Below are 1,735 nucleotides of genomic sequence, written 5' to 3'. Positions count from 1 at the left end.
CGGCGGCGTCCGTCACGATCCGCAGGCTGCCGAGGTGGTCGCGCATCTGGTACGTCGTCTCGAACGCGCTCCCGGTCCAGCGCCGCTCGGCGAGCACGCGGCCGAGGCCGCGCACGTACTCCCGGTCGAGGGCGTACGTCGCCGTCCCGTCCGCGGCGCGGCCCGCCACGTACTCCGCGAGCGGCTGCCCCTGCGCGTCGCGCAGCGAGAGCGTCGTCCTCCCCGCCCACGTCGTCCGCAGCCAGCGGTAGTTCCCCGCGTCGTAGCGGTAGCGCTCCGCCGGCGTCCCGCCCGCCGTCCACGGGTCGCCCTGCACGTACTCCGTCATCCGCCCCAGCTCGTCCCACCGCGCCCCGCCGAGGAAGCCGGCGCGGCCCGGAAAGCGCACCGCCGCGCCGTTCGGGTCGTGCGCGAAGTCCGCCGCGTGGCGCGCGTTACCCGAGGCGTCGAACAGCTGCGCGCCCGACGCGTCCACGACCGCCGTTCCGAGCAGCCGGTTCGTCGCCGCGTCGGCGACGACGCGCTTCGCCTCGCCGTCCGGCCGGACCCGCCCGGGGCCCGGCGTCAGCGTCCGCGCCAGCAGGTTCCCGAACGGGTCGTAGGTGTACTCCTCGACGTCCGCCGCCGTCCCGCCGTTCGCCTGCGGCACGACCTCCGCGTGCACGAGGCGCCCGGCGACGTCGTACGCGAAGCGCTGCGTCCCGATCGCCTTGACATTGCCCGCGCCGTCGAAGGTGTAGAGGCCGCTGTCCCAGTACGGAGGGTTCGACCCGCCCGAGCCGGCGGGAGCCGCAGGGGGAAGCGCCAAGATCCGCAGCGGCCTGTGCATTGCGTCCCGCGTCGTCGATTCTCGGGTCCCGTTCGCGAAAAGGACCGCGTTCGGCAGGCCCGCCGCGTCGTACGCCCGTCACGATCAAGCGCCGTCCCGCAGCACGCGGCCAAGCTACACGTCTCTCGGCGGCATCCGCGGCGCGGGAAATGGGTACAAGTCCGCTTGTCTGAATTCAGCAGTCGATCGGCGCCGTGGAAACTTGAGTCGGGCCGCAGCCGGCGAGGCCGGCTAGGCGGCGAGACGGGGGCCTTGGCGGCGCCTCGGTCGGAGCGGCGGAAGGAGGCCTACGCGCGGCGGATGAAGCGCCGCTCGAGCGGATCGACCTCGATCTTCTCGCCCGTCTCGAGGTAGAGCGGCACTTGGAGCTCGACGCCGCCGGCGACCACGGCCCGCTTGAGCACCTTCCCCGAGGCGGTGTTGCCGCGCACCGTCGGCTCGGTCTCGAGCACCTCGACCACGACGACCTTCGGCAGCTCGATGTTGGCCACCTCGCCGCCGAAGTGGATCGCGCGGACCTCCATGTTCTCGGTCAGCCAGGGAACCATGTCGCCGAGCTTCTCCAGCGGCAGCTGGAACTGCTCGTACGACTCGGTGTCCATGAAGTAGGCGTCGTCGCTGTCGGAGTAGAGGTAGGAGGCGACGCGGAAGGTGAGGTCCGGCTCGTCGAACGACTCGCCGGCCTTCCAGACCTTCTCCATGAACGAGCCGTCGATCAGGTTGCGCAGCTTGGCCTTGACCAGCGTCTGCCCGCCGCGCGCCGAGGGGGACTGGATGGTGTGCTCCACCAGCGCCCACGGCTGCCCGTCCACGAGAATCCGGAACCCCTTCTTGAAGTCCGCCGTCGTCGCCATCGTTCGATCTCCCGGAATGCGGGCGAAGGATAGCCAAAAGAGCGCCGGGCGG

The 1,735-nt window shown here is 71.7% G+C and carries 2 protein-coding genes; both read right to left on the bottom strand.

All coding sequences use genetic code 11. From position 1 onward, the window contains the following. Positions 1-829: hypothetical protein (locus LLG88_15955; protein ID MCE5248404.1), on the bottom strand; the 829-nt coding region annotated here is incomplete at its 3' end. Between the two features lie 287 nt (positions 830-1,116). Further along, positions 1,117-1,683 carry an elongation factor P gene (locus LLG88_15950; GenBank protein ID MCE5248403.1) on the bottom strand — a complete coding sequence of 189 codons (567 nt, stop codon included), beginning with the start codon at positions 1,681-1,683 and terminating at the stop codon, positions 1,117-1,119. Positions 1,684-1,735: the final 52 nt, after the last annotated feature.

Source organism: bacterium (assembly GCA_021372775.1).
In the GTDB taxonomy this organism is placed as follows: Bacteria; Acidobacteriota; Polarisedimenticolia; order J045; family J045; genus JAJFTU01.
The sequence above is the reverse complement of the archived record's forward strand: the minus strand, read 5'-3'. Positions and strand labels throughout refer to the sequence as shown.